We start from the raw sequence: 13,533 nt of genomic DNA, 5'->3' as shown, positions 1-13,533 counted from the left end.
TACGAGGGGGTGGCATCTGCCACCCTTTCAGGACGGAGTTGCAATGCTGAGATACAGTCTCCGGCGCCTGGCGATTGGGATAGGCATGCTGCTTGCCTTGAGCATGCTGATTTTCCTTCTGCTGCGCCTCACCCCTGGCGATCCGATCGACGCCTATATCGATCCGAATATTCCCATGTCGCCAGCTGATTTGGCCGAGCTGCGCAGCAGGCTCGGTCTCGACCAGCCGCTGCCCGTACAATATCTGGCCTGGTTGCAGCAGGCCTTGGCCGGCAATCTCGGCTACTCGATCAAGCGGATGGATCAGTCGGTGCTCGGCCTCGTCTTGTCGCGGATCGGCCCCACCGTCCTATTGATGGGAACGGCTCTCGTCATCTCGATCATCGTCGGCATCGCCACCGGCATCGTCAGCGCCGTACGGCGCAACTCCTTCGCCGACCTCTCGTTTTCGGTACTTGCCCTCACAGGCATTTCCAGCCCGGCTTTCCTTAGCGCGTTGATCGGACTTTACGTCTTCGCGGTGCGGCTCAAATGGATGCCATCCGGCGGCATGCTGACGCCTGGCGAGGCCTTCTCGATCCTCGATCTGGTGCATCACCTGATCCTGCCTGCATCTCTTCTTGCGGTCGCTCAAGCGGCTCTGATCATGCGCTATATGCGCGCCTCCCTGCTTGAAGTGCTCAATCAGGATTATGTTCGTACGGCGCGGGCGAAGGGTGTCGTCGAGTTCTGGGTGATCGTCAAGCATGCCTTGCGCAATGCGCTGCTGCCTGTCGTTACGCTCATCGGCTCGACCATCGGCCTTGCCATCGGCGGCGCAATCTTCATCGAGAGCGTCTTCAACTGGCCGGGTATGGGCCTGCTGCTGGTCGATTCCGTCGAGACCCGCGACTACCCGGTCATCATGGGCGCGACGCTCATTATCGGAGCCTGCGTGATCGTCGTGAACCTTCTAACGGATATCACCTACGCGGTGATCGATCCGCGCATCAAGGTGGCGTAACTATGCTGGCCAGAACCCCTAGCCGCAGTCCCGGCCCCCTCGCCCGTGCACTCGACCGCTTCCTGATCAACCGCGCCGCCGTTTTCGGTGTCTGCCTGGCTGTTCCTGTCCTGGCAATGATCCTCACCTATCCCCTTTGGTGGAGCTTCAAGCCGAACGACATCGACCTGTTGGCGATGAACTCGGGCCCAAGCCTGAAACATTGGTTCGGTACCGATGGCGTCGGGCGCGATGTGTTTGCCCGCGTCATGGAAGGCGGCCGCATCTCGCTCCTCGTCGCTATTGCGTCGACGCTGCTGTCGGCCGTCATCGGCTTTCTCTTCGGTGCTGTCTCAGCCCTTGGCGGCCGCTGGGCCGACGCCGTGGGCATGCGGTTCGTCGACCTCGTGATGACGTTGCCGCCGGTGATTTTTCTCCTCGTGCTCGCCTCCATCGCCGGCACGGGCATCTGGCCGACGGTACTCGTCATCTCGTTGCTGTCCTGGCCACTTCTGGCGCGAATGGTGCGTGCACGGCTTCTGGAACTCCGTGAGCGTGACTTTGTCATCGCCGCTCGGGGAATGGGCGCCGGCCTGCCGCATCTCCTCTTCCGGCATGGCTTGCCGAATTCGATCGATATCCTTGTTGTCTACGCGACTTTGCAGATTGCCAACGCCATCCTGCTTGAAGCCGGACTTTCCTTCCTTGGCCTCGGCATCGCCCCGCCGGCCGCAAGCTGGGGCAACATGCTGAATGCTGCCCGGTCGACGGCGGTCCTCGAACAATATCCCTGGCAATGGCTGTTCCCGGGTGGGGCGCTCATCCTTGCCGTGCTTGCCATCAACTTCATCGGCGACGGTCTTCGGGACGCTTTTGACCCTCGTGCTGAACTAAACTGATCATCCGAAAGAAAGAGACAATGACGAAATTCAAAGGTGTAATTCCTCCGGTCGTGACGCCACTCAATGCGGATTTCACGGTCGACTATCCGTCCTACACGCGGGTCCTGGAGCACCTCATCGAGGGCGGCTGTCACGGTGTTTTCGTGCTCGGCTCGACAAGCGAAGTAATTTTCCACGATGACAAGACCCGCCGCGAGATCATCGAGCATTCGGCAAAGGTGGTGAATGGCCGCGTGCCCCTGATCGTCGGCGTCATCGATCCGACAACAGATCGCGTCATTCATCACGCTGACGTTGCCAAGCGTGCCGGCGCCGACGCCGTCGTTGCCACCGCGCCTTTCTATACTGTCACCAGCCAAGCCGAGATCCTCGACCATTTCCGCTTTATCCGCGACGCCGTCGACGTACCGCTCGTCGCCTACGACATTCCGGTCTGCGTTCACGTCAAGCTGCAGCGCCAGACGACGGTGACTTTGGCAAGAGAAGGCACGATCATCGGCCTCAAGGATTCGAGCGGCGATGACGGCAACTTCCGCTATGCCCTGCTCGATCTTGCCGATCAGCCGGACGTGTTCCTGATGACCGGCTCGGAGATTGTCGTCGACAACGCCCTGCTGATGGGCGCCCACGGCGTAGTCCCTGGCATCGCCAACGTCGATCCGCATGGTTACGTGCGCCTGTGGGATGCCGCCCAGCGTGGCGACTGGGTCGCCGCACGCAAGGAGCAGGAACGGCTTTGCCGGCTCTTCGAAATCGTCTGGGTTGCCCAGGGCCGCGTCAGCGGCGGCGCCTCCGGCATCGGTGGCTTCAAGACCGCGATGAAGAGCCTCGGCATCATCGACAACGCCGTCATGCCGCGCCCGCGAGCAGCGCTCGACGAAGCTGAAACAGCGAGGATCAACGAGATCCTGCGTGCAACCGGTCTGCTTCGCGGGTGATCTCCATGCAGTCAACCGAACCGATCCTCGCCATTCAGGGCCTCAAGACCATCTTCCGCATTCGCGGAGGCGATGTCACGGCTGTCAACGACGTCGACCTGACCGTCGGCGCGGGAGAGACCGTGGCCTTGGTGGGAGAATCGGGTTCGGGCAAATCGGTAACCAGCCTTTCCGTCATGCGACTTCTGACCCGCAACATCGGGTCGATAGCGGCAGGCAGCATCCGGCTGCGCCGAAAGGACGGATCCGGGTGTAATCTGGTTTCGCTGACGGAAGTCGAGATGCGCGACATTCGCGGCGACGACATCGGCATGGTCTTCCAGGAGCCGATGTCCAGTCTCAATCCCGTCTGTACGATTGGCGACCAGATCTCCGAGCCCATTCGCATTCATCGCGGAGCAAGCCGGAGAGTCGCGATGGCCAACGCGATTTCGCTGCTGGAGAGCGTCGGGATTCCAGACGCCAAACGTCGGGCTGGCCAGTATCCGCACGAGCTGTCCGGCGGCATGCGTCAACGTGCGACGATCGCCATGGCGCTTGCCTGCGATCCAACCTTGCTGATTGCGGATGAGCCGACCACCGCACTTGACGTGACGATCCAGGCGCAGATCCTGGACCTGTTGCTGAAGCTCCAGCGCGAGCGCGGCATGGCCATACTGTTCGTCACGCACAATCTCGGCGTCGTCGCCCAGATCGCCCATCGCGTCGCCGTCATGTATACCGGCCGCATCGTCGAGGAAGGCCCGGTCGGCGAGGTCTTCAACAATCCAAAGCACCCGTACACGAAGGGCCTCCTCGCCTCGATGCCCCGGCCTGGCGATGCGACCCGGATGAAACAGTCGGGCGAAAAGCTCGCGGCCATCCCCGGTGTCGTTCCGAGCCTCATGAACATGCCTTCCGGCTGCGCCTTCGCACCGCGCTGCCAATTTGCAATCGAGGCCTGCGGGAAAGCGGTTCCGGCACTCGAAGCCGTCGGACCGCTTCATAAGAGCCGATGCATTCGCTGGCGGGAGATTTAGATGACCGAGCCTTTGCTTTCCGTTCGCGACCTGTCGAAAAGCTACGCATCCCACGGTACGCAGCTGACAATCCTGAAGGACATTTCCTTCGACATCGGTAAGGGTGAAGTCGTAGGGCTCGTCGGCGAATCCGGCAGTGGAAAAACGACAATCGGCCGCTCTGTCCTTCGCCTGGTCGAGCCGTCATCTGGCAACGTCCGCTTCGATGGCGTCGAACTGACCGGCCTTTCATCCACGGCGATGCGACGCATGCGTCCGCGCATGCAGTATATCTTCCAGGATCCCTTCGCCAGTCTCTCGCCGCGCATGACCATCGGTGAAATCCTGACCGAGGGCCTGAAAATCCAGCGCATCGGAACCCGCAAGGAACGGCTCGAACGCGCCCGTGTGGCTCTCGAACAGGTCGACTTGCCGGCAGAAGCGATCAATCGCTACGCGCACGAGTTCTCGGGCGGCCAGCGCCAGCGCATCGGCATTGCGCGAGCGCTGACCCTGGCCCCGGAACTGATTGTCGCCGACGAGCCGGTGTCGGCGCTCGACGTTTCCATTCAGGCGCAGGTCATAAACCTGCTGCGCGATCTGCAGCAGCGGCTCGGGCTGACCATGCTGTTCATCTCGCACGACCTGGCCGTCGTGGAGTACATCTGTGACCGGGTGATCGTCCTCTATCTCGGTCGCATCATGGAAATCGCGACGAGCAGCGATCTCTATGCCCGGCCGCAGCATCCCTATACGCGCGCGCTTCTCTCCGCCATTCCCTCCACGGATGTCGGCGCCAAACGCGACCGGCAGGTGCTGAGGGGTGAAATTCCAAGCCCCGCCAATCCTCCGAGCGGCTGTGTTTTCCGCACCCGCTGTCCGCACGCAATCGAAGCCTGCAGCCAGGCCGTTCCGGAGTTGCGGGAAGTCGCGCCGGGGCATCTCAAGGCGTGCATTCGCGACGACATACCTTTGGGAGCCATGCCTTGACGACGCAGAGACGACATTCGATCGCCGGCAATTGGGCGAGCCTTCTCCTGCCGCTCATGGGGAACGACGCGATCGATTTCGCGGCACTCGGCGAAGAGATCGACATCCTGATCGAAGCGGGGGTCGATGGCATCTATTCGAACGGTACGGCTGGCGAGTTCCACAATCAGACCGACGCCGAGTTCGAGAGGATCCAGATCACCCTCGCGGAGCGTTGCACGAGTGCCGGCATGCCCTTCGTGATCGGCGCTTGCCAGCCCGATCCGCACATCGCTCTGTCGCGTGTTGCACGCGCATCCGCTCTGAAGCCGCTGGCGATCCAGGTCATTCTGCCGGACTGGTGGCCGGTCACGGATGTTGAGGCAATCGATTTCCTGAAACGCGCGGCGAATGAGGCAGAGGCAATCCCCCTGATCCTCTACAATCCCCCACATGCCAAGCGGGCACTGTCGCCGCGCGATCTGGCTGCCATCTGCCGCCCGTTGCCTGCCGTCGTCGGCATCAAGCTCGCCGATGGCGATGCCGCTTGGTATGCCGCTGCCCGCGAATACCTTGACGAGTTCGCACTTTTCATTCCCGGCCATCACCTCGCGACCGGCATGAAACACGGCGTTGCCGCCGGCGCCTTTTCCAACGTGGCCTGTCTCAGCCCGCGCGGCGCCCAGTGGTGGACCGATTTGATGGCAGAAGACATCGACGCGGCGCTGGCCATCGAGAAGCGGATTTGCGCGTTCATGGACAGCCACATCGTTCCATTCCGCCAAACTTACGGCTATTCGAATGCCGCGCTCGACAAACTGCTCTGCGCAATCGGCGGCTGGGGCCCCGTCGGAACGGAGCTGCGCTGGCCATACCGCTCCATCGAGAAAGCCGAGGCAGACCGGCTCCGAGCGATCGCCCGAGCGGAGTTGCCCGAACTCTTCCGTTGAGCATGCGAAGATCCAACTTCAAGGACCGGACGGATTTCGCGGACCCTACGCACTGTGGCGCCAATGTATCTGACGGAAGAGCGCAAGCGCTCGACCGTCTGGATCTCGCCGTGCCATTTCGTCAATCGTCAGTCGGAATATGCGAGTCAGCCGCTATTGTCTCGATGTTGTTCCGGACATGCCGCACGCCATCGACAGCGAGTACCGCGAGTTCAACCTTGCGTGCCATTCCTATCGTTTCGACTTGTCCCTCAAGGGTCACGGTATGGCCGTCCGCGTGAACGTCAATACTGTCGATATCAAGGTCAGGGATGTTCTCGAGGTTCTCAGTCACCTTCGCTTCCAGTTCACCGCTGTCGTCGCGATCGATCATACCTGGGCGCAGCGAATCCTTGAGAGGATTCTCATTGCCATCCTCGTCCACACCGTCCACCCGGAAGCCACTATTGTCGTCTCGGCCGGAGTCATCTGAACCATAGGCGCGATTTGCCGAAGCGGCTCCTTTTGGCCCCTTATCGGCATAAGGCCAGCCTTCATCGATATTGCGCTCTTCGAGATCGCGATAGTCTTCTTCACGCGACAGTTCCTTGTCCTTCCCGGGCATGATGATCTCCATCGGTTGCGCTGTCTTGAAGAAACTCATCGGTCCCGAGATTGTTCAGGACCGGGTCCGGCGCTCAATGCCGGCGGGACACAATGGCACGCTGATCGCATCGCACTAGATATGGCGGCGAAAAGGTGATTGCATGGCGCCGTTTTCACAGGCTGCTTCGGCGCGTTGAGCCGGACGACGCAGAGCGCCGTTTGCGAAGGGAGCAGCAATGTCCGTATCATCTTTCAGCCTTGAGGGCCGTATCGCCGTCGTGACCGGTGCCAGCCGTGGGCTCGGCCAGGCGATCGCGCTGGCGCTTTCCGATGCAGGCGCGGATCTGTGTGTGACGGCGCGCGAGGAAGCTGCCCTTGCTGAGACCAGAGCGCGCATCGAGGCGCGCGGCAGGCGCTGTTATATTGCGGCCCAGGACGTGACCGACCTCGCGTCGATCGAAACGACCCTGTCAGCCTTTGAGGATTCGGCCGGCCATATCGACATTCTGGTCAACAACGCCGGCGTCGAGCAGGTGTCCCCGTCGCTGGATGTCCATGGCGAGCTCTGGGACCGGATCATCGACACCAACCTCAAGGGCTCCTTCTTCTGGGCACAAGCGACGGCCCGGCAGATGGCGCGGCAAGTCTCGGGCGGCAGCATCGTCAATCTCTGCTCACTAACTTCCTTCGTCGGCATTCCGACCGCGGTGCCCTACGGGGCATCGAAATCCGGACTGCTCGGGATGACGCGGGCGCTGGCCACGGAGTGGGCGGGAATGAACATCCGCGTCAACGCGATCGCGCCCGGTTATTTCCGTACCGCGATGACGGAGGACTTCTATCGTGACGAGGCCTGGCAGGCGCGCATGCTGGATCGGATCCCGCAACGCCGCTTCGGCGAAGCCGCCGACATCGGCGGCGCCGTGATTTTCCTCGCCAGCGACGCGTCCGCCTACATCACCGGCCACTGCCTTCCAGTCGACGGCGGTTTCCTTGCGTCAATCTGAGAGATCTTCCGCAGAACTCAGCCCTACGGCCGACCCTATCTGAACCGGTACGCGGCTTGCTCGGCTAATGAGTAGCGGGCGCCGCCGCCCAGGATCGGACTACCTTCCTGGCAATGCCGGCAGCAGCCTTTTGCATAAGTGTTTTCGCATGTTAGTGCCGTGGAGGCCAAACCGGTGCGAAGGGCAAGGCGGCTGCGGCGACGATCATGGAACACCTCGCAGCTGTGCGAAAAAGGCGTTGAAGGCGCCGATGGCGAGAGGTACGTACATAACGGCTACGGTGAAGCGCAGAGACCGCATGAGCGCAAAACCGTGCGAGGACTATCCGCGCCGTTTCCGGCGCAAACGAGGGCACCTGCAATGAGCGACGTTTCCTTTTACGACTATGCCAAGCTGAGTGCGGAGGCGAAAGCCAATCTCCTGCGCCGATCTGAGACCGATATTTCTGGTTTCATCGAAAAGGTGCGGCCGATCCTTGAGGCGGTGCGCGCTGAAGGCGACCGCGCGGTGGCGCGCTTCGGGCGGGAGCTCGACAAGGCCGACATCTCCGAGGATCGCATCAAGGTCAGCGAAGCCGAGTTCGACGCCGCCTTCAAGCTCGTCGATGACGCTGTCATCGACTCTATCAAGTTCAGCATCCAGAACATCCGCTCCTTCCACGAGGAGCAGAAGCCGCCGGCCATGTCGCTGAAGGAAATCCGGAACGGGGCCTTTGCCGGTGACCGGTTTACGCCGATCCGGTCCGTGGCACTCTACGTGCCGCGCGGCAAGGGCTCGTTTCCGTCAGTGACGATGATGACTTCGGTGCCGGCCGTGGTCGCAGGTGTTCCCGAGCTTGCCATCGTCACGCCACCGGCACCTGATGGCACGGTGGACGCGGCAACGCTGGTGGCCGCCCGCCTTGCCGGCGTCGAAACGGTCTACAAGGTCGGCGGCGCACAGGCGGTTGCGGCCGTCGCTTACGGCACGGAGACGATCAAGCCGGCGCTCAAGATCGTCGGTCCCGGCAGCCCTTGGGTGGTCGCGGCCAAGCGCAGCCTTGCCGGCGTCATCGACACCGGCCTGCCCGCCGGCCCCTCGGAAGCCATGATCTTCGCCGACGATACCGTGCATGGCGGCCTTGCGGCACTCGATCTCTTGATCGAGGCCGAGCATGGGCCGGACTCCTCCGCCTATCTCGTCACCCACAGTCGCCGCGTCGCGGAAGAGGCGCTCGCGGCCCTGCCGCAGCATTGGGCGCGGATGACCGAACAGCGCGTCGCCTTTTCCCGGACGGTCCTCTCGGGCACCTGCGGCGGCATCGTGCTGACTTCGTCGCTCGAAGAGAGCTACGAAGTCGTGAACGCCTTCGCGCCCGAGCACCTGGAAATCCTGTCGCGCGACGCCTTCGCCCATCTCGGCCATATCACCGAGGCCGCCGAAATACTGCTCGGCCTCCACACGCCTGTCAGCATTGCCAACTTCTGCCTGGGGCCGAACGCCGTGTTGCCCACGAGCCGCTGGGCGCGCACCTTCGGGCCGCTCTCGGTCACCGATTTCGTCAAGCGCAGTTCGATCGGCTACGTCACGGCGCCGGCATATCCTGAGTTTGCCCAACATGCCCACCGGCTCGCCGTCTACGAGGGCTTCTCCTCGCATGCCCACGCGGTCTCGCCGGTCCGCGACGCCTATCTGCGAAGGGATGGCGAACGCTGAAGATAGATAGCAGTGGCGTTGCCGATTATGCCTAAATCAACAACTCAAAGGACAAAGAGAGGGTAACCATGACAGACCAATCCATCAGACACCAATTCTCTCGCCTCGCCTTCGCCGTCGGCCTCGTCGGGCTGCTGACGCAGGCGCTGCCTGCCGGTGCGGCCGACATTCCAGCCAAGCCGGAGGCGGGCAGCTTCAAGCTCGGCATCGAGCCCTGGCTCGGCTACGGCCAGTGGCACGTGGCAGCCGCCAAGGATCTCTTCAAGAAGCAGAACCTCGAAGACGTCCAGATCGTCAATTTCACCGAGGACAAGGACATCAACGCAGCGCTGGCGAGCGGCCAGCTTGATGCGGCCAACATCGCCACCCACACCGCCATGGCGATGGTCGCCGCAGGCCTGCCTGTCAAGATCGTCTCGCTCCTCGATTTCAGCCTCTCGGCCGACGCGATCCTCGCCGGCGGTGACATCAAGAGCGTGGAAGACCTGAAGGGCAAGAACATCGCCTTCGAAGAAGGAACGACGAGCGACATCCTCCTCAACTACGCGCTGGCCAGCCACGGCCTCACCATCGATGACATCACCCGCGTGCCGATGCCGGCCGCCGATGCGGGCTCGGCGCTGATTGCCGGCCGCGTCCCCGTTGCCGTCACCTACGAGCCCTATATCTCCGCCGCCCGCGCCCAGGACAAGAACATCAAGATGCTCTTCGAGGCCGGCAAGGATCCGGGCCTCGTCTCGGACGTCTTCGTGGTGCGCGAGGAAGTGCTGAAGTCGAAGCCAGGCCAAGTGCTGGCGATGCTGAAGGCCTGGGACGCCGCGCTCGCCGACTACAAGGCCAACACGGCGGAAGACCGGACGATCATCGCCAAGGCAGTCGGCGCCTCGCCGGAAGATCTCGCGACCGCCTTCGACGGCGTGCAGTATTACTCGACCGCTGAAGCAGCAAAGGCCTTTGCCGGCGACTTCACCAGCAGGACCTTCGGCGACGTGCTCAAGGCGGCCAAGCAGGCTGGCATTCTGACCGCCGACGTATCGGCCGAGAAGATCATTGATCCCTCCTTCGTCGACGCTGCCAACAAGTAGCGGCGCTTCAAGAAACGGATAAGCCATGTCTGCTCCCGAAGCCTCCTCCACATCCAAGGGCGGCTCCCGAGCGCAACCGCGCGCGGGCGTCGGCCGACCGCCGAGCGCCTTCCGCATCGGCGATCCGCTCGGCGCGCACGCGTTCGTGGCGATTGCAGTCTGCGTCTTTGTGCTGCTCTTTGCGTTGTGGTGGGCGGCGACGGGGACGGGCTGGGTCAAGCCGATCTTCCTGCCGCACCCTGGCGCTGTTCTTTCCAAGATGGTGGAACTGGCGCTGGACGGTACGCTCTTAAGCGACGCCGGCGTCAGCCTTTACCGTATGGCGGTCGGCTTCGCGCTCGCCTCGGCGATGGCGATTCCGATCGGCATCATGATCGGCTGCTTCAAGACCTGGGAAGCGGCGATCGAACCCTTCGTCGATTTCGTGCGCTACATGCCGGTCGTAGCCTTCGTGCCGCTGACCATCCTGTGGGCCGGCACCGGCGATATTCAGAAATTCGTGATCATCTGGATCGGCACCTTCTTCCAGCAGGTGCTGATGGTGATGGACTGCGTCAAGCGCGTGCCGCCCGATTTCGTCGGGCTCGGGCGCACGCTCGGCCTCTCGGAAACGCGCATTCTGACACGCATCGTGCTGCCCTCGTCGCTGCCCGGCATCTGGGATACGCTGCGCATCAGCCTCGGCTGGGCTTGGACCTGGCTGGTGCTCGCGGAACTGGTCGCCGCCACGTCGGGGCTGGGATACCGCATCGTCGTCTCGCAACGCTATTTCCAGACGCAGACGATCATCGGCTACATCCTTCTGCTTGGCGTGCTCGGCCTGATCACCGACCAGAGCATGAAGGCGCTGGAGCGCGTCCTCTTCCGTTATGCGTCGAGGCATTGAGATGAGCGAGCCGAAACTGAAGCTACAGTCCCTCAACAAGTGGTACGGTTCGAAGAAGAACCGCATGCACGCACTGAGCGACATCGACCTGGAACTGGCCGATAACGAATTCGTCTCACTGGTTGGCGCGTCCGGCTGCGGCAAGAGCACGCTCCTGTCGATCGTCGCGGGCCTGCAGGGCTTCGACGACGGCGTGCTCCTGACGGACGGGGTGCCGATCGTCGGACCGGGCCTCGACCGCGGGGTCGTCTTCCAATCCTATACGCTTCTGCCCTGGCTGACGGCGCAGCAGAACGTGGAATTCGCGCTGAGCGCCGCGGGGCTCACGGGTGCGGAGTGCCGCGACGTCGCGCGCCACCATATCGAGTTGGTGAAACTCGGTCGCTTCGCCGACAGCTTTCCCTCCGAACTCTCCGGCGGCATGAAGCAGCGCGTGGCGATCGCTAGGGCCTTGTCTTATCGGCCCAAGATGCTGCTGATGGACGAGCCGTTCGGCGCACTCGATGCCCTCACCCGCCACCAGATGCAGGAGCTTCTGACCCAGATCTGGGAAGAGCACCGCCTGACCGTGCTCTTCGTCACCCACGACGTCGAGGAGGCCGTCTACCTTTCGGACCGGATCGTCGCCATGAGCATCAATCCCGGCCGCATCAACGCGACCTTCCACGTCGGCCTCGCCCGGCCACGGCATCAGGACATGATCGCCACGCCGGACTTCATCGCCCTGCAGAAGGACGTGCTCGCCGCCATCCGCGCCGGATCACAACAGGACGACGGCCACTGATCTCGTTCGCGGTGCTTTGTCGAGCATCGGACGGGGGACGAACCAGCAGGGTCAGGGCCCGCCGTCCTTACCCGCGCGGCTCCAATCGCCGATGAACCCTCTTTGGCGCGGCGTATCGGTTCCAGACCTCTCGGCGTCTTCGCCTAATCGGCGACCGATCAATGTCGGCGACGTGTCAGCGCAATGCGAGACAACTGCCTCCTTCCAACTTCTCGTCTGACGGCAGGAGCGCGTGGTAGTGGAAAACCATTGCAGGGAGCCTTCCGAGGAAAAATCTTTCACCCTATGACCGCACACACGAAAAAATAAAATCTATGTAATCTATATACTATGTGCCAGTCTTTCCCGACTTGCCCGCCTGCCCGTCCGGCAGCAGCGTGAAGCAGCAACGGGAGATTGAAAATGACGCGACAGATCAAGCTTGGTGCATTCCTTCCCGGTGGCGGGCAGCACATTGCGTCCTGGCGTCATCCGGATCAGCCGCTCGACGGGGCGACGAGCCTGAAGTTTCACATCGAGCTTGCGCAGGCGGCCGAACGTGGTCTTTTCGATGCCTATTTCCTGGCGGACGGGCTGGCGGTGGCTTTCGGCGGCGGCATCGAAGGCGGCAATGCAAAGGTAGCCGGGTTCGAGCCCGTCACGCTGTTTTCAGCCCTGGCGCCCTTCACCGAAAATCTCGGTTTCATAGCGACGGCGTCAACCACTTACGAGGAACCCTATTCGGTCGCCCGCAAATTCGCTTCGCTCGACCTGATCTCCGGCGGGCGCGCCGGATGGAACGTGGTGACCACCGCAACCGAAGCCGCGGCACGGAATTTCAACCTCGACAAGCAAATCCCTCATGCCGCACGCTACCGCCGGGCCGAAGAGCATCTCGCGGTGGTGAAGAAGCTTTGGGAAAGTTTCGAGGATGACGCCTTTATCCGCGACCGCGAAAGCGGTGTCTATTTCGATGTTGACAAGGTGCATCGCACCAATCATCGCGGCGAGCACTTTTCCGTCGAGGGGCCGCTCAATGTTCCGCGTTCGCAACAGGGACATCCGGTGATCGTGCAGGCCGGACAATCCGATGACGGGCGCGGACTTGCGGCGGCGACCGCCGAAGTCATCTTCACGGCACATCAGAAGCTCGAAAGCGCGCGGGAATTCTACCGGGATGTCAAGAACCGTGCCCGCGCCTTCGGCCGCGATCCGTCCCATGTCCTGATCATGCCTGGTGTCTCGCCTTTCGTCGGCCGGACAGAGGCCGAGGCGCGTGAAAAATACGAGCGACTGACGAGCCTGATTGTGGAGGAGGACGGACTGGCGCTGATCAACGCGCTGACCGGTGGCGAACTCGACCTTGCCGGCTGCGATCTCGATGGTCCGCTGCCGCTGGCGCCGCCGACAGAGGGGATGAAGAGCCGGCAGGAGCTGATCCGCCGCATCGCGGACGACAACGATTTTTCTATTCGCCAGCTCTATCAATGGATCGCGTCCGCGCGCGGCCATTTCACGATCGTCGGCTCGGCCGAACAAGTCGCCGATACGCTGCAGGAATGGTTCGAGAACGAGGCTGCGGACGGCTTCAATATCCTGCCGCCCTGGCTGCCTACCGGCCTCAACGATTTCGTGGATCTCGTCATTCCCGAACTGCAGCGCCGCGGGCTGTTCCGGACTGCTTATGAAGGCAAGACGCTGCGCGAAAATCTCGGGCTGCCATTTCCCCACACGAGGTGGAGTGCCGCCTACACCGAAGCCGCCGAATAAGCG

General features: G+C 62.4%; 13 protein-coding genes. 12 read left to right on the top strand and 1 reads right to left on the bottom strand.

Annotated features, from left to right (window positions below; translation table 11 throughout):
* The first annotated feature begins 43 nt into the window (after positions 1 to 43).
* From AF71_RS16905 to AF71_RS16880, 6 genes are read left to right on the top strand one after another with little or no spacing between them, the layout of a single operon-like run.
* Complete coding sequence (locus AF71_RS16905) at positions 44 to 1,003, top strand: ABC transporter permease (RefSeq protein WP_026371800.1); 960 nt, start codon at positions 44 to 46, stop codon at positions 1,001 to 1,003.
* 2 nt (positions 1,004 to 1,005) lie between these two features.
* Entirely contained in the window at positions 1,006 to 1,881 is an 876-nt protein-coding gene (locus tag AF71_RS16900; protein WP_018857269.1) for an ABC transporter permease, read from the top strand.
* A gap of 20 nt (positions 1,882 to 1,901) precedes the next feature.
* Positions 1,902 to 2,822, top strand: a complete 921-nt coding sequence (locus tag AF71_RS16895) for a dihydrodipicolinate synthase family protein (protein WP_018857268.1) — start codon at positions 1,902 to 1,904, stop codon at positions 2,820 to 2,822.
* A 5-nt stretch (positions 2,823 to 2,827) separates the two neighbouring features.
* Complete coding sequence (locus AF71_RS16890) at positions 2,828 to 3,841, top strand: ABC transporter ATP-binding protein (RefSeq protein ID WP_169682240.1); 1,014 nt, start codon at positions 2,828 to 2,830, stop codon at positions 3,839 to 3,841.
* The gene (locus AF71_RS16885) at positions 3,842 to 4,810 is read left to right on the top strand and encodes an ABC transporter ATP-binding protein (RefSeq protein WP_018117159.1); all 969 of its coding nucleotides are present in this window, start codon (positions 3,842 to 3,844) and stop codon (positions 4,808 to 4,810) included.
* On the top strand, positions 4,807 to 5,739 hold the full coding sequence (locus tag AF71_RS16880; protein WP_113471484.1) for a dihydrodipicolinate synthase family protein: 933 nt from the start codon (positions 4,807 to 4,809) through the stop codon (positions 5,737 to 5,739). The genes AF71_RS16885 and AF71_RS16880 overlap by 4 nt, the downstream gene beginning before the upstream one ends.
* 121 nt (positions 5,740 to 5,860) lie before the next feature.
* On the opposite strand, the gene AF71_RS16875 is transcribed toward AF71_RS16880, so the two are convergent.
* The gene (locus AF71_RS16875) at positions 5,861 to 6,343 is read right to left on the bottom strand and encodes a BON domain-containing protein (RefSeq protein WP_018857266.1); all 483 of its coding nucleotides are present in this window, start codon (positions 6,341 to 6,343) and stop codon (positions 5,861 to 5,863) included.
* Positions 6,344 to 6,560: 217 nt separating this feature from the next.
* Here AF71_RS16875 and AF71_RS16870 point away from each other — a divergent pair, with 217 nt between their 5' ends.
* From AF71_RS16870 to AF71_RS16845, 6 genes are all read left to right on the top strand, one after another.
* The gene (locus tag AF71_RS16870; protein WP_018117156.1) at positions 6,561 to 7,331 is read left to right on the top strand and encodes a glucose 1-dehydrogenase; all 771 of its coding nucleotides are present in this window, start codon (positions 6,561 to 6,563) and stop codon (positions 7,329 to 7,331) included.
* 360 nt (positions 7,332 to 7,691) lie between these two features.
* A complete protein-coding gene (gene hisD / locus AF71_RS16865; protein ID WP_018857264.1) occupies positions 7,692 to 9,026 on the top strand; it encodes a histidinol dehydrogenase in 1,335 nt (444 codons plus the stop codon).
* A gap of 68 nt (positions 9,027 to 9,094) precedes the next feature.
* Positions 9,095 to 10,111: an ABC transporter substrate-binding protein gene (locus tag AF71_RS16860; protein ID WP_018857263.1), complete on the top strand. Its 1,017-nt coding sequence runs from the start codon at positions 9,095 to 9,097 to the stop codon at positions 10,109 to 10,111.
* Between the two features lie 25 nt (positions 10,112 to 10,136).
* Positions 10,137 to 10,997, top strand: coding sequence for an ABC transporter permease (locus AF71_RS16855; protein ID WP_018117153.1), 861 nt, complete (start codon positions 10,137 to 10,139; stop codon positions 10,995 to 10,997).
* 1 nt (position 10,998) lies between these two features.
* Positions 10,999 to 11,781, top strand: a complete 783-nt coding sequence (locus tag AF71_RS16850) for an ABC transporter ATP-binding protein (RefSeq protein WP_018857262.1) — start codon at positions 10,999 to 11,001, stop codon at positions 11,779 to 11,781.
* A 402-nt stretch (positions 11,782 to 12,183) separates the two neighbouring features.
* A complete protein-coding gene (locus AF71_RS16845) occupies positions 12,184 to 13,530 on the top strand; it encodes an LLM class flavin-dependent oxidoreductase (protein ID WP_018857261.1) in 1,347 nt (448 codons plus the stop codon).
* Positions 13,531 to 13,533 lie beyond the last annotated feature (3 nt).

It is taken from the genome of Rhizobium sp. 57MFTsu3.2, from assembly GCF_012932765.1.
GTDB classification, from domain to species: Bacteria; Pseudomonadota; Alphaproteobacteria; order Rhizobiales; family Rhizobiaceae; genus Rhizobium; species Rhizobium altiplani.
The sequence above is the reverse complement of the archived record's forward strand: the minus strand, read 5'-3'. Positions and strand labels throughout refer to the sequence as shown.

Bases quoted from the DNA above. Each gene is read 5' to 3' on its own strand.
- AF71_RS16900 (WP_018857269.1), top strand. From the start codon at position 1,006: ATGCTGGCCAGAACCCCTAGCCGCAGTCCCGGCCCCCTCGCCCGTGCA.
- AF71_RS16855 (WP_018117153.1), top strand. From the start codon at position 10,137: ATGTCTGCTCCCGAAGCCTCCTCCACATCCAAGGGCGGCTCCCGAGCG.
- AF71_RS16895 (WP_018857268.1), top strand. From the start codon at position 1,902: ATGACGAAATTCAAAGGTGTAATTCCTCCGGTCGTGACGCCACTCAAT.
- AF71_RS16875 (WP_018857266.1), bottom strand. From the start codon at position 6,343: ATGCCCGGGAAGGACAAGGAACTGTCGCGTGAAGAAGACTATCGCGAT.
- AF71_RS16890 (WP_169682240.1), top strand. From the start codon at position 2,828: ATGCAGTCAACCGAACCGATCCTCGCCATTCAGGGCCTCAAGACCATC.
- AF71_RS16850 (WP_018857262.1), top strand. From the start codon at position 10,999: ATGAGCGAGCCGAAACTGAAGCTACAGTCCCTCAACAAGTGGTACGGT.
- hisD (WP_018857264.1), top strand. From the start codon at position 7,692: ATGAGCGACGTTTCCTTTTACGACTATGCCAAGCTGAGTGCGGAGGCG.
- AF71_RS16860 (WP_018857263.1), top strand. From the start codon at position 9,095: ATGACAGACCAATCCATCAGACACCAATTCTCTCGCCTCGCCTTCGCC.
- AF71_RS16870 (WP_018117156.1), top strand. From the start codon at position 6,561: ATGTCCGTATCATCTTTCAGCCTTGAGGGCCGTATCGCCGTCGTGACC.
- AF71_RS16845 (WP_018857261.1), top strand. From the start codon at position 12,184: ATGACGCGACAGATCAAGCTTGGTGCATTCCTTCCCGGTGGCGGGCAG.
- AF71_RS16905 (WP_026371800.1), top strand. From the start codon at position 44: ATGCTGAGATACAGTCTCCGGCGCCTGGCGATTGGGATAGGCATGCTG.
- AF71_RS16885 (WP_018117159.1), top strand. From the start codon at position 3,842: ATGACCGAGCCTTTGCTTTCCGTTCGCGACCTGTCGAAAAGCTACGCA.